The following is a 22,939-nucleotide window of genomic DNA, read 5'->3' as shown; positions in this document are numbered from 1 at the left end:
GGGCAGCCATGGCGTTTCACACCTGGTGGCTCTTTGCCGCCACCGTCTTCTTCATTTCCGGCTCTCCCGGTCCGAACATGCTGCACGTGATGAGCCGGAGCGTCCAGTTTGGCCTGCGTCGCACGGTCTTTGCGATGGCGGGATGTTTTCTTGCCGTGGTCAGTCTGCTCAGTGCCTCGGCGCTCGGCTTGACCGCGCTGCTCACCGCCCTGCCAGGTGCCTTCACGGTCTTGCGCATCCTCGGTGCGGGCTATCTGCTGTGGTTGGGATACAAGGCCTGGACCAGCCCGGTCTCCGACGTGGATGCGGGCACAGGCCGTGGTGACGCCGAGATCACAAGCGCCCGAATTTTCCGCACGGCATTCGGTGTCGGCATTTCCAATCCCAAGGCCCTTCTTTTCGCCGCTGCCTTCCTGCCCCAGTTCATCGACGCCAACCGGCCCGAATTGCCGCAATTCGCCATCATGGTGCTGACCTTCGGCGTCATCGAGATATCGTGGTTTTTCGTATACGCGCTCGGCGGGCGCACGATCGCCAGGGCGTTGACGCGGCCGAACATGCAGGTGCTGTTCAATCGGGTGACCGGAGGCATCTTTGCCGCGTTCGGCATAGGAATGCTGCTTTCGCGATCATGACGGCAGGAGTTGAGCATGCTTGAAGATCTCGCTGCAATCGCTGCCGATGCGGGCGCACTGCTCAAGCAGCGCGGGGAGACCATCGCTGTCGTCGACGGTTCGACCGGAGGTCTGATTTCCGCCAGCCTGCTCGCGATGCCGGGCGCATCGGCGTTCTATCTGGGTGGCGGTATCGTCTATACCCTGAAAGGGCGGCGCATCGTGCTCGATCATCCGCCGGGATCACTGCGCGGCTTCACTTCCGCCCGCGAAGACTACGCGCTGGCGCAGGCGCGGCTGATCCGACAGCGCTACGGTGCCGATTGGGGCATTGCAGAAACCGGCGCATCGGGCGGGAGCGCCCATCCGCTCGGCGTTTCATCGGGCACCAGCGCCATCGGCGTGGTCGGTCCCGGCGGGGTCGAAGCCTCGGTGCAGGTTGTCACGCAAAGCGATGAACGCCTCGGCAACATGCAGGCCTTCACCGCTGCTGCCTTGAGCCTCCTCCGTGACACCTTGGCCGGTCATTCGGGCAGGTAGTTCGGTTTCCGCTTCTCGAGGAAAGCCTGCATGCCCTCTCGGAAGTTGGGGCTGGCCGAGGTCATCAACTGGTTTCGGTTCTCGATTGCCATCCCCGCTTCAAGGCTTGGCGCATCGATCGCAAGGTTGAGCCCCTCCTTGGTCAACCGCAGTCCCATCGGCGATGCGGCAAGCAAGTCCTCCACATAGCCTTGCCCGACCGCTTCAAGCTGGTCGTCGGGTACGACTTCCGACACCAGGCCCGTTGCCAGCGCACGCGGGGCATGAATGAATCGTCCTGTCAGCATCAGCTCGCTGGCCACCGACGTTCCAATGAGCCGAGGCAGGAAATAGCTGCAGCCCATGTCGCAGGCCGACAGCCCCAGCTTGATGTAGGCAGCATTCATCTTCGCGCTCGTCCCCGCGATGCGGATGTCCGATGCCAGTACGAAGGAGAAGCCACCACCGCAGGCCGTGCCATGAACGAGGCTGACGATCGGCTGCGGACAGCGGCGCATCTTTATATAGACGTCGGCGAGATACCCCTGAAAACCGAAGCCGCCCGCGAACGGGATTTGCTCCCGGTTCTCTGCCCGTTCCTTTATGTCGAGCCCGGCGCAGAACGCCTTGCCCGCGCCGCGCATCACGACGACGCGCGTATCGCGGTCGTTGAACAGGGCGCCGAAGTAGTCGGAAAGCTCGCGCACCATCTGCAGGGAGATGGCGTTGAGAACATCCGGTCGGTTGAGCGTCAGCCAATCGGCCGCCCCGCGCTTTTCGACAGTGAAGGTCTCGTAGTCCATCGCACATCTCCCGTCTTAATCGAATGATTAAACGGGAAGGCGCAATGCACAAGCCCCTACCAGCGTTTCGACCATTCTGCCAAAGCGCCGACCCGGCTCGATCGCACGGTGCCTGCCGCCCGCCGGCGCAGCCACAGGATCGACCAATCGCCGCGCACCATCCGCGCTGCCAGCCGCAAGCCCGCCTTGCGATAGGCCGCGCGCACCGCAGCTTCCTGCGTCTCGAGCAAGCCTGCGAGCAGGACGCTGCCACCGGGCACCACCGCGCGGGCGAAATCCGGTGCCAGTTCGACCAGCGGTCCGGCCAGAATGTTGGCGATCAGCAGATCGTAAGGGCCGGCAGCTTCCAGCAGCGGATGATCCATGCCCGCGGCAATGACCATCGCCATGCGGCCGGCGCCATGCCCGAGCGGGATGCCATTGTTGTCGGCGTTTTCCGCCACCACCGGCCCGCACACGGCGTCGATGTCGCTCGCGATGGCATGCGCATTGGGCCACAGGTGCAGTCCCGCAAAGCCGAGCAACCCGGTGCCGGTGCCGATATCGGCAAGATTGCGAACGGTGGTGCCCTGCTGCTTCATGTGGCTGAGCATGGCGAGGCAACCCGCCGTCGTCGCATGTTGGCCGGTGCCGAAGGCCTGGCTTGCCGGGATCACGAAATCGCGGACTCCGCGCAGGTGGAGCGGCGGATATTCCGGCGTATGAACGTGGAACACGCCCTCGCGGATCGGTTCGACGCCTTGCTGGCTCAGCGTCACCCAGTCGGTCTCGGGCAGCTTCTCGATCTGCAGCTTGGGCGGCGTGCCCTCGAACAGGTCGGCGATGGCGTTCTGGTCGGCCTTGGTCGGCTTGCGGTCGAGCCAGGCTTCAAGCTGCCAGTCCTCGGGCTTGTCCTCGGCAATCTCGCTCCCGGCGATGACGATGTCGTGGTCCCAGTCCCACGCATCCTCATGCGCGATCAGCGCAGCCTGAACGACGTCGCGCGGTGCGAAAACGGTGACTTTCCAGCTCACTTCACCAGCGCCTTTTCCAGCCGGTCCCGCGCGCTCGCGACAAGCGCCTTGCAGGCTTCGGAGTCTTCCATTGGCTGCGCACCGCTCATCCGCTCGAACATGGCGCTCGCTGAAGGGTGCGGCGTCAACAGGATGCCACATTGCAGCGCCTCGACCTCGGCGAAGGTCTTGCGGAACATTGCAACGCGATCGGGGTGATCAGCAAAGCGATACGTGCCGAGCGGCAGCGCGGTCAGGCTGTCGACGTACGTCATCGTGCGACAGTCCGTCCCCTGGCACGATGTCCAGGTCCAGCTCGTCGAACCCTCGGTATGCCCCGGTGTCCGGAACGCCGTGATCCTGAGAGGCCCGACGTTGAACACGTCGCCAGTCTTGAGAATGCCGTTCACCCGCGCCGGGCGTGAACCGTGGATCTCCTGCGCTTGCGGATCGGCCGGGCTGACCTTGCCGCTGCGAATGACCTTTGCCGCTTCAGCCGTAGCAACGAACCGCGCGCCCGTTGCCTTTTCCAGCGCTGCCAAGCCGCCCACATGGTCGAAATGCTCGTGGCTCGACACGATGAGGCCCACGTCCTTCGGGTTGAAGCCCAGCTTGTGGATGTTCGCAAGGACTTGCGGAACTGCCTCTTCCACACCCGCATCAACCAGGATGTGCCCTTGCGGTCCGGTCACGAGCAGAACCGTCACGCCGCAAGTGCCGACGTACCAGACGTTGCCGAAGACCTTTGCGGGCGGAGCGGGATCGGCGAACCCGTCCTTGCCCTCGCAGACACGGGCCAGCGCGACGGAATCGGACGAGGGCGGCGATGCAACGGCGGTCGTCGCAGTTGCTGCCAGCAGGGCAAGAGTTAAACTCATGAGGTGCGTCTAGGCACCCCACTGGGCAAGCGCAACCGGCTGTCCTTTTTTACATCCCGCATACGCTTGCGCAGGCAGTCTTTTCGACTAATAGGACTCGCAATCCGTCGCGGGGGCCTGCCCCTCGCGATCCTTGTACCTAGTCGAGGGGGTATATTCATGGCGCAGTCGCGCAAGGCACAGCCGATTTCTCCGCATCTCCAGATCTGGCGCTGGGGCCCGGCCATGCTGGTTTCGATCCTGCACCGCATTACCGGCAACGGCCTTGCCTTTGCAGGACTTGGTCTCCTGTTGTGGTGGATCGGTGCGCTGGCAAGTGGGGCAGGGGCCTATCAGACGTTCCTGGACTACGTGTGGCTCGGCACCGGCGGTGGCCTGCAAGCCGTTACCGCGATCCTCGGCAAGATCGTGCTCGTCGGCCTGACCTGGGCCTTCTTCCAGCACGCCGCATCGGGCATCCGCCACCTGATCCTCGATATCGGCGCGGGATACGAACTGGAAACCAACGCCCGCTGGTCGAGCCTGACGATCGTCATCTCGGTCATCCTCACCATCGCATTCTGGGCCTTCGTGCTGCTGCGCTGAGCGCCGGCACGAACCTTAGCTAGAGAGGCATCTCATGGGTAACGGCACCTCAATCGGCCGCGTACGCGGGCTGGGCTCCAGTCACGAAGGTACGCACCACTGGCTCACGCAGCGCCTGACGGCGGTAGGCAACCTTGTCCTGATCACGTTCCTGATCGCCAGCCTCGCGTTGCTGCCGGATCACAGCTACGCCACGGTGCGGGGCTGGGTCGCACGGCCGCTGCCGTCGATCGCGCTGATCCTGATCATGATCAATACCTTCACCCATGCCCGTATGGGCGTGCAGGTCATGCTCGAAGATTATGTCCATGAAGAAGGCGGCAAGGTCATTGCCTGGCTTCTGGTCAATGCAGTGCCGTTCGCGGCTGCTGCCTTTGGCATCCTTTCGGTTCTGCGCATTGCGCTCGGGGGCGCATAAGACATGACTTCACAGCCTGCCTACAAGATCATCGACCACACCTACGACACCGTCGTCGTCGGTGCCGGCGGTTCGGGCCTGCGCGCCACCATGGGTTCGGCCCAGGCCGGCCTGCGCACCGCCTGCATCACCAAGGTCTTCCCGACGCGCTCGCACACCGTGGCGGCGCAGGGTGGCATCGCCGCCTCGCTCGGCAACAACTCGCCCGATCACTGGACCTGGCACATGTACGACACCGTGAAGGGGTCGGACTGGCTGGGTGACCAGGATGCGATCGAGTACATGGTGCGCGAAGCCCCGGCTGCAGTCTACGAACTCGAGCACGCTGGCGTGCCGTTCAGCCGCAACCCCGAGGGCACGATCTACCAGCGCCCGTTCGGCGGCCACATGCAGAACATGGGCGAAGGCCCGCCGGTGCAGCGCACCTGCGCCGCGGCCGACCGTACCGGCCACGCCATGCTCCATGCGCTCTACCAGCAGTCGCTGAAGTACGATGCGGACTTCTTCATCGAATACTTCGCGATCGACCTGATCATGGAGAACGGCGAATGCCGCGGCGTGATCGCGCTGTGCATGGACGATGGTTCTATCCACCGTTTCCGCAGCCACGCGGTCGTGCTCGCCACCGGCGGCTATGGCCGTTCGTACTTCACTGCCACGTCTGCCCACACCTGCACCGGTGACGGCGGCGGCATGGTCCTGCGCGCAGGTCTCCCGCTGCAGGACATGGAGTTCGTCCAGTTCCACCCGACCGGCATCTATGGCGCAGGTGTGCTGATCACCGAAGGCGCGCGCGGCGAGGGCGGTTACCTCACCAACTCCGAGGGCGAGCGCTTCATGGAGCGCTATGCTCCCTCGGCCAAGGACCTCGCCTCGCGTGACGTTGTCTCGCGTTCGATGGCCATGGAAATCCGTGAAGGCCGCGGTGTCGGCCCGCACAAGGACCACATCTACCTGCACCTCGATCACATCGATGCGGGCGTATTGGCCGAGCGTCTTCCGGGCATCACCGAAAGCGGCAAGATCTTCGCAGGCGTCGACCTGACCCGCCAGCCGCTGCCGGTCGTTCCGACCGTCCACTACAACATGGGCGGCATCCCTTGTAACTACCACGGCGAAGTCGTCACCATCGGTGCCGACGGCAACCCCGAGACGGTCGTCCCCGGCCTGTTCGCGGTGGGCGAGGCTGCCTGCGTTTCGGTCCACGGTGCCAACCGTCTCGGCTCGAACTCGCTGATCGACCTCGTCGTGTTCGGTCGTGCCACTGGCCTGCGTCTCAAGGAACTGATCAAGCCGGGCACGTCGCACAACTCGTTGCCCAAGGACAGCGCGGACCTCGCGCTGACCCGCCTCGATCATTTCCGCCATGCCAAGGGTGGTTCACCCACGGCAGAAGTGCGCATCGAGATGCAGCGCACGATGTCGGCCCATGCCGCTGTGTTCCGCACCGACGAGCTTATGGCCGAGGGCAAGGAAAAGCTCGCCAACACCTACAAGCGCATGGAGGACATTCACGTGTCCGACCGTTCGCTGATCTGGAACTCGGACCTGGTCGAGACACTCGAACTCGACAACCTGATCAGCCAGGCATCGGTCACCATGCATTCGGCCTACAACCGCAAGGAAAGCCGCGGCGCCCACGCGCACGAGGACTTCCCCGATCGCAACGATGCCGAATGGATGAAGCATACCGCAGCCTGGTTCAACGGCTGGGGCGGCAAGGGCGGCGAAGTCCGTCTCGACTACCGCCCAGTCCACGAATACACGCTGACCGACGACGTCGAGTACATCAAGCCCAAGAAGCGCGTGTACTGACCTGACGCCGATTGGTTGACACTGGTCCAGCCGGACCAGCGGTTGGTCGAACAGGAAATGATGTGGTGCCGGGGTATGATACTCCGGCACCAGTCATTTTGGCCCGATGAAAAGGGCAGCCCGGGGAGGCAGTTCGATGAAGACCGGTTCGACGAATGCGAAGTTGTCGCTGATTGCAGGTGCGGCGCTCGCCGTTACGGCGGTGGGTGCCTTGGCGCAGGGAACATCTGTTGTCCCGACCCCGCCTGCGCCGTCGGCTCTGCCGGCACCTCCGGTTCCGCCAACGCCACCTGCACCACCCGCAGCGCATATGGGTCAGCAGATCGTGATCGTCGAACGGCGCGGCAGCGAGGACGGCCAGCAGCATGTGCGCACCATCACTCGCGATGGCAAGACGTTCGTCTTCAAGACCGACAAGCCACTCTCGGATGCCGAGGTAGAGGCCAGGATCGCCCAGGCTGAGGCCGGCATTCCGCCGGTTCCGCGCGTGCCACCAATTCCGCCGATGGCCGGGAAGGGTGAACACCGCATCCAGCAGCGCGTGATTGTGATCGACGGCGAAAACGAGGGCGTGACCGACATCGTTTCGGAAGAAGGCGGGCGGTGTTCGGGCAAGAATGCGCTGAGCAACGTCGATACTTCGGAGGAAGGCGACGGCAAGATCACGCGGGTGCGCATTCGAACTTGCGCTGGGAGCGAGGCGGAGATCGAGCGTCATGCCATGAGCCAGGCGATCGAAGGTATCCGCCAGGCTCGTGCCGAGATAGCGCGCGACAAGTCGCTTTCGGAGTCCATCCGCAAGCAGGTAATGGACGAACTCGACGCCGAACTGGCCAAGCTGAAGGCTAAGGGCTGACGCCCAGACTGCGCGGGCAATTTCAACAAAAAGGGGGCGGTTTCATGCCGCCCCTTTTTTAGCTGTCAGATTGGGCTCCCGACCTATTGCGTCCGCTGGCCGACCGGCTTGCTCACGAACTTCTCTGGCTCGGCTTTCGCGGACTTGGTCTTGCTGTCCTGCTTGTCCTTGTCGTCGCCCTTCTTGCCAGCATCGCCCTTGGCCTCCGCAGCATCGCGGGCCGCCCACAGCGTCGCCGCATCCTTGGCTGATGCGGCGCGGGCAGGGTATTTGCAACCGCGCTGTTCACCCATGCCCTTGAGATAGGCACGGCGAACCGAGCCTGCGTAGATCGCCTCCTGCCACTTGCGCTGCTGCGCGTTGGCGCCGCTGATCTCGCGAATTACGCCGCCGAACGGGATCAACGATCCCACGAGCGACTTGGCGATGTTGCCCATCTTGATGGTCGAATTGCCATCGTCGCGAGCTACGTCGATGTCGTCGCCCAGAACGGCGTCCAGCTTTCCTACCTCGGTGGCGATGGCCGGGCACTTTTTCAGGCCCGACATCGAATAGGGGTTCTGTCGCGCCGAGACGAGAATGTCGGGAATCTCATCCTTCTTGATGTTGAAGTCGGACAGCGGCTTTGTAACGACATCGCCCGCCGTCACCTTTTCTTCCGACACGGCAGTCTGTGCCAGAAGAGGTGAAGCGACGGCGAGCGTGCAAGGCAGTATCGTTGCGAACCGAAGGGCCTTGGTAGAAATCATTTTCATCCCCTTTTGCCCTGAATACGCCACGGCCTGCCGATTGGTTCCATTAACCCGGGATAAATCCGCAGGTGCCCGTCACAGCGTTGCGAAGGTGTCGCACTGATCCTCGTCTGCAGTCTCGAGGCCCTTGCGTAGCCAACGCATGCGCTGGGCGGCGCTACCATGCGTGAACGCGTCCTCTACCGGACGGCGACCTGCGGCCTTCATTAGCGTATCGTCACCGATCTGGTGCGCAGCGCGCATGCCTTCCTCAATGTCCCCAGCCTCGATGCGGTCACGATTGCGGCCCGCCCACACACCGGCGTAGCAGTCGGCCTGTAGTTCGAGCGCAACAGAGTAGCGGTTGGCCTGGCTCGGGTTCTGCTGCTGTGCCCGCCTGACTTGGTCCGATGTGCCAAGCAGGCTCTGGATATGATGGCCGTATTCGTGCGCCATAACGTAAACGCGCGCGAAATCTCCGCCTGCGCCCATCTGACGATCCATCTCCGTGTAGAAGTCTGTGTCGATATAGATGCCGCTATCGCTCGGGCAATAGAACGGGCCCATCGCACTTTGCGCTGCGCCGCAGCCGGAACGGCCGTTCTGCGAATAGAACACCAGCGTCGGCGCCTTGAACGGAATGTTTGCCTGGCTGAACAGCGGCCCCCAGGTCTTGTTGAGCGAGGACAGCGCATTGCAGCTTTCCTTGCTGAATTCGTTGACAGTGCAGCCTTCTGCAAGCGACGCGCCACCCTGCTGCTCGACAGGCGCCGAGACCTGGCCTTGCTGCATTGACCCAAGCATCTGCATCGGGTCTACCCCGAAGACCACTGCCGCGATCAGCGCGATCACGATCGACCCGCAGCCGACCTTTCCGCCACCGCCAAAGGGGAAGCCACCGCCACCACCGCCGCGCTGGTCCTGAACGTTGATCGAACTGTCAAAATCGTCGAGCCGCATTGCACACCCCTTTTTGCTTTTGCGACTGGACAAGCGGCGCACCGCCCGCAATGCCAGCGCGATAAGTCCATGCAGAAACCCCGGAGTAATTGAATGTTCCTGAAGGGCAAGTGCGCGCTCATCACCGGCTCCACCTCGGGCATCGGCCTCGCCTATGCACGGGCGCTTGCCGCAGAAGGTGCAGACATTGTTCTCAACGGCTTTGGTGATGCCGAACAGATCGCAGCGCTATGTGAGGAGTTGTCCGGGATCAGTGGCGGGCGGGCGATCTTTGCAGCTGGCGATCTGACGAAGCGCGAAGGCACCGAGGCGATGGTGGCCACGGCGCTCGCCGAATTCGGCGCGGTCGATATCCTGATCAACAACGCCGGGATGCAGCATGTCGCCCCGGTCGAGGCGTTCCCGGTCGAGAAATGGGATGCGATTATCGCGCTGAACCTGACATCCGCTTTCGATGCGTGCCGCTTGTGCATTCCCGGCATGAAAGCCAGGGGCTGGGGGCGTATCCTCTTCACGGCATCCGCGCACTCGCTCACCGCCTCGCCGTACAAGGCCGCCTACGTTGCGGCCAAGCACGCCATTGCCGGATTGACCAAGACCCTGGCGCTCGAACTCGCGACCGATGGCGTCACGGCCAACTGCATCAGCCCCGGCTATGTGTGGACACCGCTGGTCGAGAACCAGATTCCCGATACGATGAAGGCGCGCGGGCTGACGCGCGAAGAGGTCATCAACGATGTCCTGCTTGAACGGCAGCCCACCAAGCAGTTCGTCCAGCCCGAAGATTGCGCGGCGCTGGCACTGTTCCTTTGCCGCCACGAGGCGCGCAACATCACCGGCGCCAATTACAACGTCGACGGAGGCTGGGTCGCGCAATAGCGATTATCGCGCGGCGCCTGCAAAACTGCGGTTCGTGTAAACCTCTGTTCATGTTCTGCACTCCAATTGGGAACTTGCGCAGCATTGCTGGTTTTGAGAGCAAGGGGCAGCGACGAGGCGTTTGGGGTCGGCGATGAAACGTGCAGGGGGCTGGCGCAGGGCGATGACGGGGGCGATGGCCCTTGGCGCACTGTTGCTTGTCTCGGCCAAGCCATCGCCCCGCAAGCCGACGCCGCTCGAACTCTCGCTCAAGGCCCATGTCGAAACGCTCGCCAGTGACGACTTCGACGGACGCGAACCCGGTACCGAGGGTGAAACCAAGACGCTGCGCTATCTCGCGCGGCAATGGTTCGATATCGGCATGGAAGCTGGCACCAACATTCCCGGCAGCGGATGGTTCGCACCTGTCGAACTGGTAGAGCGTGAGCCGGTTCTGTCACGCGCCTCGTTCATGCGCGGGCGCAAGCGGATCAATCTCCCGCCGGACAGCGTCTTTGTCGTAACCTCGGGCTTGCGCAGCCTCGTGCAGGATGCCCCGCTTATCTTCGTCGGCCATGCCGCTTCGGCGGGGGCTGCGCGAGCAGAGCTGGCAGGGCGCGTGGCGGTCATGCTCGACAGCGTTCCCGATGGAATGACGCGCGAACAGGTGGGCGACCGCGCTGGCCGACTGCTCGATGCCGGTGCCCTTGCCGTGGTGACGGTGCTGGATGACGAGCGTGGCATCGAAGACATCGTCTCCCGCCGCAAGCGGGCGGGTTATGCCGTCGCCGGGGATCGCCTCGGCAGCGAGATCGAGGCTTTCGTCTCTCCCGCAACGGCGGATGCACTGCTTGCCGGATCGGCACATTCCAGCCTTGCCAGGTTGCGCAGCGACGCCGCAACGCCGCAGTTTTCGCCCTATCTGCTTGGGCTTACCGCCTCGTTCGAGGCGAGCAGCCGCGAGACCCGGATCAAGACGCACAATCTGATAGGCAAGCTGGAAGGGCGCAATCCTGCTGCAGGCGCGGTTCTGATGATGGCGCACTGGGACCATTTCGGCGAATGCGGCTCTCCGCCCGCCGAGGACGTGATCTGCAACGGTGCAATCGACAACGCATCAGGGCTGGCGGTCATCACCGAAGCCGCGCGCATCCTCTCACGCGGAAAGCCTATGGATCGCGACGTCTATTTCGTCGCGACGACGGGCGAGGAGCTCGGGTTGCTTGGCGCCATCGCCTTTGCCGAAAATCCGCCGATCCCGCTCGACCGCTTCGTTGCGGCCTTCAATGTCGACAGCACCGGGCTCGTCCCGCCGGGCGGGCCGATCGGGATTGTCGGGAAAGGGCAGACACCGCTGGAGCCATTGATCGCCGATGTGGTCAGGCGGATGAAGCGCAAGCTTGCTGCCAGTGACGCTGCCAATGCCTACATGAAGCGGCAGGACAGCTTCATCCTGCAGAAGCATGATGTGCCAGCGGTAATGGTCAGCAACTCCTATGGCGACATGGACCGCATCGAGCGGTTCATGGAAGACACCTACCACCGGCCCAGCGATCAGGCGAACGCGACGATTGACTACGCCGGAATGGCCGATGACGTGGCGCTGCAAGTCGAACTCGTCCGCGCTTTTGCCGATACCAGGCGTTATCCCGGGCGCCCGGCGGCAGCGCAGCCAGGCCGCCCCTGATTTCGGGAACCAAACCCCCTAGCGCATCCGCACCTTCCTGTTTACATGGGCCGCCACGAATCTCCCCGGAGCATCAGAAAGTGGCGCGCATCATGGACATCCCCCTCGGCCTTACCTTCGACGACGTGCTGTTGCGTCCTGCCGAGTCGGATATCGTGCCTTCGATGGCCGATACGCGCACGCGGTTGACCAAGGGCATCAGCCTCAACATCCCGGTCCTGTCCTCGGCGATGGACACCGTGACCGAGGCGGACATGGCCATCGTCATGGCGCAGTTGGGCGGCATCGGCGTGCTTCACCGCAATCTCTCGATCGAAGAGCAGTGCGCTGCGGTCCGGGCGGTCAAGCGCTTCGAAAGCGGCATGGTCGTCAACCCGATCACCATTTCGCCTGATGCGCCGCTCGGTGAGGCCCAGGCACTGATGCGCCAGCACAAGATCAGCGGCATTCCCGTGGTGGAAGCCTCTGGCAAGCTTGTCGGCATCCTCACCAACCGTGACGTCCGCTTTGCCGACAACCCGCAGCAGCCCGTGCGCGAACTGATGACGCACGAAAACCTCGCCACGGTAAAGCTCGGCGCCAGCGGCGACGATGCACGCCGATTGCTCCACCAGCGCCGGATCGAGAAGCTGCTGGTGGTCGACGATGCGTTCAAGTGCATCGGCCTGATCACGGTCAAGGACATCGAGAAGGCCGTGACCTTCCCGAATGCCACGAAGGACGCCGCCGGGCGCCTGCGCGTTGCGGCTGCGACCACCGTCGGCGAGAAGGGCCTTTTGCGCACGCAGGCGCTGGTCGAGGCCGAATGCGACGTTGTCATCATCGACACCGCACACGGCCATAACCGTGACGTCGCCCGCGCCGTCGAAGCGGCCAAGAAGCTGTCGAACTCGGTGCAGGTGATCGCCGGCAATGTTGCCACCGCGGAAGCCACCCGCTCGCTGATCGATGCAGGTGCAGATGGCGTGAAGGTCGGCATCGGGCCCGGTTCGATCTGCACCACGCGCATCGTTGCGGGCGTGGGCGTTCCCCAGCTCACAGCCGTCATGGAGTGTGCCGAGGAAGCAGAGAAGTCGGGCGTACCGGTGATTGCCGATGGCGGCCTGCGCACTTCGGGTGATGCTGCCAAGGCGCTTGCCGCCGGGGCCAGCTCGGTGATGATCGGCTCCATGCTCGCCGGCACCGAGGAAGCGCCGGGCGAGACATTCCTCTATCAGGGCCGCGCCTACAAGTCGTATCGCGGAATGGGCTCGGTCGGCGCGATGGCGCGCGGCTCGGCCGACCGCTACTTCCAGCAGGACATCAAGGACCAGATGAAGCTGGTCCCTGAAGGCATCGAAGGCCAGGTGCCCTACAAGGGACCGGCCAAGGATGTGGTCCACCAGCTCGTCGGCGGCGTGAAGGCCGCGATGGGCTATACCGGCAGCCGCACGATCGAGGATCTGCGCAAGCGCGCGCAGTTCGTACGCATTACCAATGCAGGCCTTCGCGAGAGCCACGTCCATGATGTGACGATCACGCGCGAAGCGCCCAACTACAAGGTCGGCTGAGGGCGGCTGAATGACGCCCCCGGCGCGGGTTCAGGCCGCAATCGACCTGCTTGACGCGGTGATTGCGGCAGCGAGGGGGCAGGGCGCCTCGGCAGACCGGATTGCGGCGGACTGGTTCCGGGCGCGGCGCTATGTCGGCTCGAAGGACCGTCGCGCCATCCGCGAACTGGTGTGGAATGCAATCAGGGCATGCGGCGAAGTGCCGGTGTCCGGGCGCGCCGCGATGCTTCGACTGGCGCAAGACGACGCTCCGCTCGCGGCGCAGTTCGATGGTTCGAATTATGGGCCAGCGCCGGTCGAACCGGGTGAGCCTGTGGCGCCGGGCGGAGTGGCACCGGCGAGGCTGGCCGCGCGACTGGCAGCGTCCGGTCTGGATGATCAGGAACAGGCGGCGCTGCTGGGCAGGGCGCCTCTCGATATCCGGGCCAATACGCTGAAGATCACGCGCGACGAATTGCTGCCGCGACTGCCGGTGGAGGCGAGGCCCGCCATCGCCCCACAAAGCTTGCGGCTTCCCTCGGGCACGGCGGTGGAATCATGGCCGGAATTCGCAGAAGGTCTGTTCGAAGTTCAGGACGCCGGAAGCCAGATCGCCTGCATGGCGCTTGGCGTGCAGCCCGGCGAGGCGGTGCTTGATCTGTGCGCCGGGGCGGGGGGCAAGACGCTCTCGCTCGGCGCGGCCATGCAGAACCGGGGCAAGCTGCTGGCCTGCGATATCGACCGTCCGCGCCTGTCCCGCCTGCCTGAGAGGGCCGCGCGTGCCGGCGTCCTTGTGGAGACGCGGCTCCTCGATCCGGGGAAGGAGCGCGCGATGCTGACGGACTGGCTCGGCCAGGCCGATGCCGTGATGATCGACGCACCGTGCTCTGGCACCGGGACGTGGCGACGCAATCCCGAGGCGCGCTGGCGGCTGGATGCCAAGGCGATCGACCGTTACTGCGCGATGCAGGCCAATGTGCTCGACATCGGTGCGGCACTGGTAAAGCCCGGTGGCCGGCTGACGTACGTCGTGTGCTCGCTGCTCGATGCCGAGGGTGCAGACCGGGTGGCGTCTTTCCTCAAGGACAATCCTGGCTGGGACGTCTCCCGTCCCGATCTCCCCGCCGGTACTCCACGTGGTAGCGGTACGCGGCTTACGCCCCTTGGGGATGGTACTGACGGGTTTTTCTTCGCAACGCTCGTACGGCGTGTTAACTGAAGCGTCATGGACGCCGGTTCATTCAGTGAAGGTCGCCCGGACAAGCGCCGGACCAAGGAGTTGCTGATGCGTTACGCCCCGATTGCCCTTGCCCTCTCGCTGGTTGTAGGCGTGACCGGAAGCATGGGTGTGGCGAAGAGTTCATCACCTGCCGATCCGCGCGTCGAAGCCCTTCTGAAAGACGGCCGCGCCGCGCTTGCCAAGGGCGATGTTGGCGCGGCGACGGACAACTTCGAGGCCGCGCTGGTGATCGAACCTGCAAACAATGCGGCGTTGCTAGCCTTGGCCGATGCCGCCCGCCGCGATGGTTTGCAGGGCAAGGCGATCCATTACTACCGCGAAGTGCTGTCGCGCGATCCCAACAATGTCGTCGCGATCTCGGGCGAGGGCGGAGCCATGGTCGAAAAGGGCGCGCTCGAAAAGGCGCGTCGCAACCTGACCCGGCTCGAAGGCCTGTGTGGCAAGGGCTGCGCCGAAACGGCTGAACTCTCCGCCGCGATTGCCCGGGGCCCGGCGCCGAAGGTGGTTTCGGCCGAAGCCAAGATGCCGACCGAAAAGGTTGAGACCAACTGACGTTCCGGCCTGTCAGATAAGGTCGCGAAACTCGTCGACGACCTGGCGGTAAACACGCTTCTTGAACGGCACAATCAGTTCCGGGACCTGTTCCGGTTCGACCCAGCGCCAAGCCTCGAACTCGGCGTGTTCGTGCGCATTCAGGTCAACGTCGGCATCTTCGCCTGAAAAGCGCATCAAAAGCCATTTCTGACGCTGGCCGCGGAACCTGCCGCCCCACATCTTGCCCATAAGAAAGTCGGGCAGATCGTAGAGCAGCTCGTCGCGCGTCTCGGCGATTATCGTGACGAGGTCGGAGGAAACGCCGGTTTCCTCCTGAAGCTCGCGCAGGGCGGCGGCATGAAGGTCCTCGCCATCGTCGATCCCGCCCTGTGGCATCTGCCAGGCGTCCATTTCCTTGTTATCGATGCGCTTGCCCACAAACACGCGCCCGGCGCTGTTCACAAGCATCACCCCGACACATGGACGGTAAGGAAGCCCGGCAAATTCGTCTTTCATTTCAACCTTTCCAATAGCAGCCGAACGGCCTTGAAGATCGACTGCATGTCAGCCTGCGCGCTCGGGATCGCCTTGCGCACCTGCGTAAACCCGTGGATCGTGCCTTTCATTTCAAGAAAGACGACCTCTGCTCCAGACCGGATGAGTTCCGCGCCATAGGCCCGTCCGCTGTCGCGAATCGGGTCGAGCCCAGCGGTCACTAGCACTGTTGGCGGCGTCGTCGAATGATCGCCATAGATCGGGTAGGCTCGCTTGTGGCCGGTAACCGCCTGATAGGCATTGGCGAACCAGTTCATCGAATCCGAAGTCAGCAGGAACCCTTCGGCAAAGTCGAGGAAGGACTGGTGATCGGGCTTGTCGTCGGAAAGCGGGTAGATCGGCACCTGCATAACCACCGGAACCGCTGCCGGGCTTTCGACCAGTGCCTGCGTGACGACGATCGTCAGGTTGCCGCCCGCGCTGTCACCCATCGGGATCAGCCCAGTGATCTCTCGCCCCAGCGTTGCCGAATTCACCGCGATCCAGCGTGCTGCCGCTTCGCAATCGTCGGGCGCCGCAGGGAAGGGGTGTTCGGGGGCGAGGCGGTAATCCACTGCAATGACGGGCAGATCGAGTTCTGCTGCGATTTCGGTGCACAGGCTGTGATGACTGTCGAGATCGCCGATGACGAAGCCGCCGCCATGGAAGAACACTACCGCTGGCCCGGCTTCGCGGGTTTCGCGCAGGTCATAGAGCCGTAGCGGTATGTCGCCCGCAGGACCGGGGCATGTAAGGTTGCGGATCACGGCAAGTTCGCGCGGGTCGGCTTCTGCCAGTTGACCCATCGCAATGTAACTCGCGCGCGCAGCCTCCAGGCCCATCTGGCTCATCGGCGGAGCTTCGGTGCTGTTGAGAAAGGCCAGGAAGGCCTGCACGTCGGGGCGTACGTAATGGGTCTTCTGATCGGTCATCGCAGTTCCTCGTCCCGCCTGATTGGATTCGTTATGAACACTTGGGTAAGTTGGCTTTTGCAACTTGACTGGCAAGCGGGTTGGGAATCAAGAGCGCAGGAGGATTTTTCGCAGCGCGCAGATTTTCTTCTTTGCGAACGGAACATGAGGGGCATAGGCGCGTGTCAGCTTCGGGTGAGACTCCCGGCGCGCAGCAGAGGACGATATGGCTACATTAGTTGAAGGACCGGACGCACTGACGGGCGGCAAGGATTCGCCTACCCCGGAAGCGGTGGTCGTGCGTTTTGCCGGTGACTCGGGCGACGGCATGCAGCTGACCGGCGGTCAGTTCACCCTTTCCACGGCGCTGGCTGGCAACGACCTTGCCACCTTCCCGGACTTCCCGGCAGAAATTCGCGCCCCGCAAGGCACACTGTTCGGCGTCTCTGCCTTCCAGATCAACTTCGGCTCGACCGAGATCGACACCGCGGGCGACCAGCCCGACGTGCTCGTGGCGATGAACCCGGCGGCGCTGAAGACCAACGTCGGCGCATTGAAGGCCGGCGGCCTGATCATCGCCGACACCGGCGAGTTCAACAAGCGCAACCTCGAAAAGGCCAAGTACGAGGTCAATCCGCTCGAGGACGGCAGCCTAGAAAAGTGGCAACTGCTGGCATTCGACATCTCGGCGCTGACGCTCGAGGCGGTCAAGCCCTTCGGCCTTGGCAACAAGGAAGCGCTGCGCTGCAAGAACATGTGGACGCTGGGCCTGGCGCTGTGGATGTTCGACCGTGATCGACAGCCGCTGGTCGACTGGCTGAACGCCAAGTTCGCCAAGAACCCGGTGCTGGCGCAGGCCAACATCGCCGCGCTGAACGCCGGCCATGCCTATGGCGAAACCGCCGAGCTTTCGGGCCCGCTCAAGCAGTATCACATCGCTCCGGTGGAGAGCGAACCCGGCCTCTACCGCACCGTCACTGGCGCGGAAGCGATCAGCCTTGGCCTGGTTGCAGGGGCACAGCTTGCCGACCTGCACATGTTCTTTGGCGGTTATCCGATCACCCCGGCTTCGGCGATCCTGCACAACCTTGCTCGGCTCAAGGAGTACGGCGTCACCACCTTCCAGGCGGAAGACGAGATTGCCGCAATCGCCTCGGCCATCGGCGCAAGCTATGCGGGCCAGCTTGGCGTGACCTCGTCGTCGGGCCCCGGCATCGCGCTCAAGGGCGAGGCGATGGGCCTTGCGATCATGACCGAGCTGCCGCTGGTCATCGTCAACTCGCAGCGCGGCGGTCCGTCCACTGGCCTTCCGACCAAGACCGAGCAGTCGGACCTCTACCAGGCAGTCTATGGCCGCAACGGCGATGCACCGATGCCGGTGATCGCCGCACGAAGCGCTTCGGACTGTTTTGAAGTCGCCATCGAGGCCTGCCGCATCGCGGTTGAATACATGACCCCGGTCATGCTGCTGACAGATGGCTACATCGCCAACGCGGCCGAGCCGTGGAAGGTGCCGGATCCCGAAAGCTTCAAGCCGTTCCCGGTTACGTTCCTCGAACAGAAGAACGGTCCCGACGGCGAACTGCTGCCTTTCGCGCGCGATGAAAAGGGCGCGCGTCCGTGGATCAAGCCCGGCACGCCCGGCCTGATGCACCGCATCGGCGGCATCGAGAAGAACCCGGGTACCGGCAACATCGATTATTCGCCCGCCAGCCACCAGATCATGACCGACGCCCGCAAGGCGAAGGTCGGGGGCGTGGCGAACTCGATTCCGCTGCAGGAAGTCAACCACGGCGAGACTTCGGGCAAGCTTGTGGTCGTTGGCTGGGGGAGCACCTATGGCCCGATCTATCAGGCCGTGCGCCGCGCCCGCCGCAAGGGTCTGGACGTTTCCCACGTTCATGTCCGCCACATCTGGCCGATGCCGTCAAACCTTGGCGACCTGCTGCGCGGCTATGACAAGGTGCTGGTGCCTGAAATGAACACCGGCCAGTTCAAGACCGTGTTGCGCGACCAGTTCCTGATCGACGCCCAGCCGCTCAACAAGACCAGCGGCCAGCCCTTCACCATTGCGGAAATCGAAGCCGCGATCGTCGACGCGCTTGGCGGCCATGCCGGCGGCGAGGTCGACGCCGACAAGACGCAGCTGCCCAGCATCAAGAGTGACAATCCATGAACGAGATGACCAAGATCGCGGTCCAGACCACGCTCAAGGACTGGGAAACCGACCAGGAAGTGCGCTGGTGCCCGGGTTGCGGCGACTATGCGATCCTCAAGGCAGTGCAGCGGACCTTGCCGGAACTGGGCGCCGATCCCGCCAACACCGTGTTCGTATCGGGCATCGGCTGCTCTAGCCGCTTCCCGTATTATGTGGAAAGTTATGGTTTCCACACGATCCACGGTCGTGCTCCGGCCTTTGCCACCGGCATCAAGCTCGCCAATCCGGAACTCGACGTCTGGCTGGTGACTGGCGATGGCGATGGCATGTCGATCGGTGGCAATCACACGATGCATGTCCTTCGTCGCAACGTGAACCTGCAGATCCTGCTGTTCAACAACGAGATCTACGGGCTGACAAAGGGCCAGTTCTCGCCGACCAGCCGCGAAGGTACCAATTCGCCAACCTCGCCTCTGGGTTCGGTTGACCGTCCCGCGCTGCCCTGCGCCTTCGCGCTGGGTTCGGGCGCGCGCTTCATCGCGCGGGCCTATGACGTGTCGAAGAACCTGCCCGGCGTACTCAAGGCGGCCCACGCCCACAAGGGCGCCGCGTTCGTGGAAATCTTCCAGAACTGCATCGTCTACAACAAGGACCGCTTCGACGATTTCGTCGCCAAGGGCGTGGCCGACCAGAACCAGCTGTGGCTTACCGATGGCGAGCCGATGCTGTTCGGCTCGGAAAAGTCGGGTGGCGTGAAGGGCATTGCGCTCGACATGGAGACGCTGACGCTCAAGGTCGTCGATGTGGTGGACGGCGATTGGCAGAGTGCGGGCGTGATCGTGCACAACGTCAAGAACCGCGCGCTGGCACACATGCTGGTGGAAATGCCGTTCGGCCCGTTCCCGATGGCGCTCGGCGTGATCTACGACGATGCGCGTCCTTCGTACGAGGAAGTGCTGCTCGGCCAGGACGAACAAGCCCGCAAGGGCAAGGACGCCAACCTCGCCAAGCTCCTCGGCAAGGGCCAGACCTGGACCGTCAGCGGAACGGCTGCAGATCCGGTCTGACAAGGCGGATTGCCTAAGGCTTCAAAGGCCGCAAGAGTGCGACAGGCGCGCGCTCTTGCGGCCTTTCTTTTTGAGGTCGACCATTGGACAATCTGACGCATAGCCTCGCCGGATGGGCCTTGGCCGAAACCGGCCTGAAGCGCAGCACGCGCAAAGGGCTGGCGGCGCTGGTGCTGGCGGCGAACATGCCCGACATCGACGTGTTCTTCGGCTGGGCGCCGTGGGCACCGCTCGCGATGCATCGCGGTTTCACGCACGGGCTGGTCGGCGGTGTGCTGCGAATGCCGCCCTTGCTGGCTGGCCTCCTGTGGCTGCTGGACCGCTGGCAGGCCTCGCGCGGGAAACTTGCTGCCGACGCCGAGCCGATTCGTGTCGGCTGGCTGATTGCGCTCTGTTATTTGGGAGCAATCAGCCATCCGTTGCTCGATCTGCAGAATGTCTACGCGGTGCAACTTCTGTCACCAGTCAGTGAACGGTGGTTCCATACCGACGGGCTCTTCATCGTATCGCCTTGGCTTTTGGCATTTTTCGGGAGCGGCATCTGGCTGGCGCGCAGGCGCACGGCCGGATGGCCGACCGTCGCGGCGGTGGCGGCTGGAGTGGCATTCATCGCCGGAAACATCGGCATCTCCGCACTGGCCCGCAGTGCTCTGGTCATGGGCGCGCCCTATCCCCAGCCCGACCGCATTTTCGCGTCGCCCGCGCCCGTTCGCTTCTGGAAGCGTGACATGGTCTGGCGCGAACGCGGCGTCATCGGCTTCGGTCAATTCGATCCGTCACGGTCGCTCTTGCGGGTCGAGCCGATAGGTGAAGCGCTTGCCGACGACATGGGATTGCCGCTGGTAAAACGGGCCGCAACCGCAACGCCCGAGGCGGTCAAGTTCCTTGCCTGGTCCCAGATGCCGGTGGCGCGGGTCGAAGCGCCCTCCGCCTGCGAGGCGACGGTGACGTTCGCTGATGCGCGTTTTGCCGGACCGGCGATGGCGCGCAACTTCAACACCGTGGTACGGCTGAAGACCTGCTAGCGGGCGGGAGTCACGCTATCGAGCATGTCGTCTGCCTGTTCGGCCACGACCTGGGCCGGGCGGTGGAGCAGGGCCGAGGCCAGAAACGCCCAGCCTGCGCCGCCAAGCCATCCGGCCGTGACGTCGGTAGGGAAATGGACTCCCAACCATATGCGGCTCACGGCGATGGTAATGCTCAGGACGATTGCCGTGCCGACCAGCGTCCAGCGCACCGATCGGCGAGGGCTGATTGCGGCGAAAGCCAGCGCAATGGCGATGTAGACGACAGCAGAATTGAAGCTGTGGCCACTTGGGAAACTTTGCCCGCCGGCTTCAGTCAGATGCGGCACGATCATCGGGCGCGGGCGGCCGACTGCCAGCTTGACCAGCGAGTTTACCAGCCAGCCGCCCATGACCGTGCCCGTCAGCAGCACGGCCTCGCGCTTGAGCCGCAGGAACAGCAGTGCGGCAAGCACGCCAAGCAGGATAAGGTTGCGCAGCAGCACTCCCCCAAGGGCCGTGATGTCGCGCACCGCTTCCAGCAGCCATTGCGGGCCCGCCGGTACGAGGTCGGAACCGCGTCGCCAGAACAACAGGCCTGCGCTGTCGATATCGCTGCCATGCCCGGTCAGGACAAGCCAGACCACGAACAGGAAACCAGTCCAGCACAGCGCCGATGCCATCAGGGCATGACTCGGCGAAATCCGGAAGCTTCGCGTCCTTTGGGGCAGGTTTCGTTCGGGAGCAGGTTGGATCATCGAAGCGTTGGAACGAGAATGCCGCAGACGTTGTTCCCGAACAACGCCTCGTCAGGCCCACAATGCAGGAGAATGGGAACTGGTGTCTTCCTCGACGCAGGCCGAGCCGACAATTGTCTGGTTCCGGCGCGACCTTCGTCTGGCCGATCAGGCTGCGCTGCTGGCGGCTGCCCAAGCGGGGCCGGTGATTCCCGTCTACGTCCTTGATGACGAGACCTCGAAGCATTGCCGGATGGGCGCAGCCTCGCGCTGGTGGCTGCATCACAGTCTTTCCAGCCTTGACGCATCATTGAACAAGCTTGGCTCGCGCCTGATCCTGCGTCGGGGCAAATGCCACGAGGAACTGGCAACGATCCGGCGCGAAACCGGTGCGCGTACGGTCCATGCGCTCCACCACTACGAGCCATGGTGGCGCAATGCCGAAAAGGCGGTGGCCAGCGCGATGCAACTGGTCCTGCACGACGGCAACTACCTTGCCCCTGCCGGTGCCGTGAAAACAGGCAGCGGTGCGCCCTACAAGATCTTCACGCCGTTCTGGCACGCACTTAAGGAGCGGATGCCGCCGGCTCACCCTGCGCATGCGCCGACCGGACTGGTCGCGCCGGCATTCTGGCCATCGAGCGATAGGCTGGATGACTGGAAACTTCTGCCGACCGGCCCCGATTGGGCTGGGGGCTTCCGCGCCGAATGGACACCGGGAGAGCAGGGCGCGCACGAACGCCTTGAAGACTTCGCGGCGCGGGCCGCGCGATATGGCGAGTGCCGCAACCTGCCTTCGGTCGAGGGCACATCGAGACTATCGCCCCACCTTCACTTCGGTGAGATCTCCCCGGCAACGGTCTGGCAGCGTGTGGCCGACGCCGGCGGATCGGTCGATGTATTCCTGAGCGAGCTTGGCTGGCGCGATTACGCGCAGAACGTGATCGTGCAATTCCCCGAATATGGGTCGAAGAACGCGCGCCCGGCCTATGACAGCTTGCAGTGGCGCAACGATCCCGACGGATTGCGCGCGTGGCAGGAAGGCCGGACGGGATACCCCATCGTCGATGCGGGCATGCGTGAGTTGTGGCACACCGGCTGGATGCACAACCGTGTGCGCATGATCGCGGCGAGCTTTCTGGTGAAGCATCTGCTGATCGACTGGCGCGAGGGAGAGCGTTGGTTCTGGGACACCCTGGTCGACGCAGACTATGGCTCGAACGCGGTGAACTGGCAGTGGACGGCAGGTACGGGCATCGATTCCAACATGTTCGTGCGGATCATGGCGCCACTCACGCAATCGCCCAAGTTCGACGCCGGCGACTACATCCGCAGATGGGTGCCTGAGCTGGCAAACCTGCCCGACGCTGAAATCCATGATCCCAAGGTGCCGCCCAAGGGCTATGTCCACAAGATCGTGCCCCACGCACAGGCCCGTGCGCGGGCGTTGGCGGCGCATGATGCGATGAAGGCACATGGCTGACCTTGCGCGTTACGCTTCGCCACCGC

At 63.8% G+C, this 22,939-nt stretch carries 23 protein-coding genes; 15 read left to right on the top strand and 8 right to left on the bottom strand.

What is annotated here, in order from left to right; genetic code table 11:
- The first annotated feature begins 8 nt into the window (after positions 1–8).
- Positions 9–635, top strand: coding sequence for a LysE family translocator (locus tag B9A23_RS02630; protein ID WP_084277277.1), 627 nt, complete (start codon positions 9–11; stop codon positions 633–635).
- A gap of 15 nt (positions 636–650) precedes the next feature.
- Complete coding sequence (locus B9A23_RS02625) at positions 651–1,154, top strand: CinA family protein (protein ID WP_084277276.1); 504 nt, start codon at positions 651–653, stop codon at positions 1,152–1,154.
- Here the strand turns inward: B9A23_RS02625 and B9A23_RS02620 are convergent.
- From B9A23_RS02620 to bla, 3 genes are read right to left on the bottom strand one after another with little or no spacing between them, the layout of a single operon-like run.
- Positions 1,139–1,936, bottom strand: coding sequence for an enoyl-CoA hydratase/isomerase family protein (locus B9A23_RS02620; protein WP_084277275.1), 798 nt, complete (start codon positions 1,934–1,936; stop codon positions 1,139–1,141). The two genes, B9A23_RS02625 and B9A23_RS02620, sit on opposite strands and share 16 nt — an antisense overlap.
- Positions 1,937–1,992: 56 nt before the next feature.
- Complete coding sequence (locus B9A23_RS02615) at positions 1,993–2,949, bottom strand: 50S ribosomal protein L11 methyltransferase (RefSeq protein WP_084277274.1); 957 nt, start codon at positions 2,947–2,949, stop codon at positions 1,993–1,995.
- Positions 2,946–3,806 (bottom strand): subclass B3 metallo-beta-lactamase, encoded by an 861-nt coding sequence (gene bla / locus B9A23_RS02610; protein WP_084277273.1) that lies wholly within the window; start codon positions 3,804–3,806, stop codon positions 2,946–2,948. Before bla ends, B9A23_RS02615 begins: the two co-directional genes overlap by 4 nt.
- 159 nt (positions 3,807–3,965) lie before the next feature.
- Here bla and sdhC point away from each other — a divergent pair, with 159 nt between their 5' ends.
- The 4 genes from sdhC to B9A23_RS02590 all read left to right on the top strand — a co-directional run bounded on the left by sdhC (position 3,966) and on the right by B9A23_RS02590 (position 7,480).
- A complete protein-coding gene (gene sdhC / locus B9A23_RS02605; RefSeq protein ID WP_084277272.1) occupies positions 3,966–4,391 on the top strand; it encodes a succinate dehydrogenase, cytochrome b556 subunit in 426 nt (141 codons plus the stop codon).
- A 34-nt stretch (positions 4,392–4,425) separates the two neighbouring features.
- Positions 4,426–4,809 (top strand): succinate dehydrogenase, hydrophobic membrane anchor protein, encoded by a 384-nt coding sequence (gene sdhD / locus B9A23_RS02600; RefSeq protein WP_084277271.1) that lies wholly within the window; start codon positions 4,426–4,428, stop codon positions 4,807–4,809.
- Between the two features lie 3 nt (positions 4,810–4,812).
- Positions 4,813–6,624, top strand: coding sequence for a succinate dehydrogenase flavoprotein subunit (gene sdhA / locus B9A23_RS02595; RefSeq protein ID WP_084277270.1), 1,812 nt, complete (start codon positions 4,813–4,815; stop codon positions 6,622–6,624).
- A gap of 136 nt (positions 6,625–6,760) precedes the next feature.
- Positions 6,761–7,480, top strand: coding sequence for a hypothetical protein (locus tag B9A23_RS02590; RefSeq protein ID WP_084277269.1), 720 nt, complete (start codon positions 6,761–6,763; stop codon positions 7,478–7,480).
- Positions 7,481–7,563: 83 nt separating this feature from the next.
- On the opposite strand, the gene B9A23_RS02585 is transcribed toward B9A23_RS02590, so the two are convergent.
- Together B9A23_RS02585 and B9A23_RS02580 are read right to left on the bottom strand one after the other, a co-directional pair.
- Positions 7,564–8,229 carry a hypothetical protein gene (locus B9A23_RS02585; protein WP_176217821.1) on the bottom strand — a complete coding sequence of 222 codons (666 nt, stop codon included), beginning with the start codon at positions 8,227–8,229 and terminating at the stop codon, positions 7,564–7,566.
- 78 nt (positions 8,230–8,307) lie between these two features.
- On the bottom strand, positions 8,308–9,171 hold the full coding sequence (locus B9A23_RS02580) for a KPN_02809 family neutral zinc metallopeptidase (RefSeq protein ID WP_084277268.1): 864 nt from the start codon (positions 9,169–9,171) through the stop codon (positions 8,308–8,310).
- Between the two features lie 93 nt (positions 9,172–9,264).
- On the opposite strand from B9A23_RS02580, the gene B9A23_RS02575 reads away from it, so the two are divergent.
- From B9A23_RS02575 to B9A23_RS02555, 5 genes are all read left to right on the top strand, one after another.
- Entirely contained in the window at positions 9,265–10,050 is a 786-nt protein-coding gene (locus tag B9A23_RS02575; protein WP_084277267.1) for a 3-hydroxybutyrate dehydrogenase, read from the top strand.
- Between the two features lie 133 nt (positions 10,051–10,183).
- A complete protein-coding gene (locus tag B9A23_RS02570) occupies positions 10,184–11,716 on the top strand; it encodes a M28 family peptidase (protein ID WP_139797286.1) in 1,533 nt (510 codons plus the stop codon).
- A 92-nt stretch (positions 11,717–11,808) separates the two neighbouring features.
- Positions 11,809–13,266 carry an IMP dehydrogenase gene (gene guaB / locus B9A23_RS02565; RefSeq protein ID WP_084277509.1) on the top strand — a complete coding sequence of 486 codons (1,458 nt, stop codon included), beginning with the start codon at positions 11,809–11,811 and terminating at the stop codon, positions 13,264–13,266.
- Positions 13,267–13,276: 10 nt separating this feature from the next.
- Positions 13,277–14,464 (top strand): RsmB/NOP family class I SAM-dependent RNA methyltransferase, encoded by a 1,188-nt coding sequence (locus B9A23_RS02560; protein ID WP_084277266.1) that lies wholly within the window; start codon positions 13,277–13,279, stop codon positions 14,462–14,464.
- A gap of 66 nt (positions 14,465–14,530) precedes the next feature.
- Positions 14,531–15,037 (top strand): tetratricopeptide repeat protein, encoded by a 507-nt coding sequence (locus B9A23_RS02555; protein WP_254894929.1) that lies wholly within the window; start codon positions 14,531–14,533, stop codon positions 15,035–15,037.
- Positions 15,038–15,049: 12 nt separating this feature from the next.
- Here the strand turns inward: B9A23_RS02555 and B9A23_RS02550 are convergent, their stop codons facing one another.
- Together B9A23_RS02550 and B9A23_RS02545 are read right to left on the bottom strand one after the other, a co-directional pair.
- Complete coding sequence (locus B9A23_RS02550) at positions 15,050–15,535, bottom strand: RNA pyrophosphohydrolase (RefSeq protein ID WP_084277264.1); 486 nt, start codon at positions 15,533–15,535, stop codon at positions 15,050–15,052.
- On the bottom strand, positions 15,532–16,485 hold the full coding sequence (locus B9A23_RS02545) for an alpha/beta hydrolase (RefSeq protein ID WP_084277263.1): 954 nt from the start codon (positions 16,483–16,485) through the stop codon (positions 15,532–15,534). The genes B9A23_RS02550 and B9A23_RS02545 overlap by 4 nt, the downstream gene beginning before the upstream one ends.
- A 205-nt stretch (positions 16,486–16,690) precedes the next feature.
- On the opposite strand from B9A23_RS02545, the gene B9A23_RS02540 reads away from it, so the two are divergent.
- From B9A23_RS02540 to B9A23_RS02530, 3 genes are all read left to right on the top strand, one after another.
- Positions 16,691–18,640 (top strand): 2-oxoacid:acceptor oxidoreductase subunit alpha, encoded by a 1,950-nt coding sequence (locus B9A23_RS02540; RefSeq protein WP_084277262.1) that lies wholly within the window; start codon positions 16,691–16,693, stop codon positions 18,638–18,640.
- The gene (locus B9A23_RS02535; RefSeq protein ID WP_084277261.1) at positions 18,637–19,689 is read left to right on the top strand and encodes a 2-oxoacid:ferredoxin oxidoreductase subunit beta; all 1,053 of its coding nucleotides are present in this window, start codon (positions 18,637–18,639) and stop codon (positions 19,687–19,689) included. Before B9A23_RS02540 ends, B9A23_RS02535 begins: the two co-directional genes overlap by 4 nt.
- A gap of 83 nt (positions 19,690–19,772) precedes the next feature.
- The gene (locus B9A23_RS02530) at positions 19,773–20,714 is read left to right on the top strand and encodes a metal-dependent hydrolase (RefSeq protein WP_084277260.1); all 942 of its coding nucleotides are present in this window, start codon (positions 19,773–19,775) and stop codon (positions 20,712–20,714) included.
- Here B9A23_RS02530 and B9A23_RS02525 read toward each other — a convergent pair.
- Positions 20,711–21,376 (bottom strand): phosphatase PAP2 family protein, encoded by a 666-nt coding sequence (locus B9A23_RS02525; protein ID WP_254894928.1) that lies wholly within the window; start codon positions 21,374–21,376, stop codon positions 20,711–20,713. The two genes, B9A23_RS02530 and B9A23_RS02525, sit on opposite strands and share 4 nt — an antisense overlap.
- 157 nt (positions 21,377–21,533) lie before the next feature.
- On the opposite strand from B9A23_RS02525, the gene B9A23_RS02520 reads away from it, so the two are divergent.
- Positions 21,534–22,913, top strand: a complete 1,380-nt coding sequence (locus B9A23_RS02520) for a cryptochrome/photolyase family protein (protein WP_084277258.1) — start codon at positions 21,534–21,536, stop codon at positions 22,911–22,913.
- Positions 22,914–22,939 lie beyond the last annotated feature (26 nt).

Origin of the sequence: Novosphingobium sp. B1 (assembly GCF_900176395.1) — a bacterium.
Taxonomy (GTDB): Bacteria; Pseudomonadota; Alphaproteobacteria; order Sphingomonadales; family Sphingomonadaceae; genus Novosphingobium.
The sequence above is the reverse complement of the archived record's forward strand: the minus strand, read 5'-3'. Positions and strand labels throughout refer to the sequence as shown.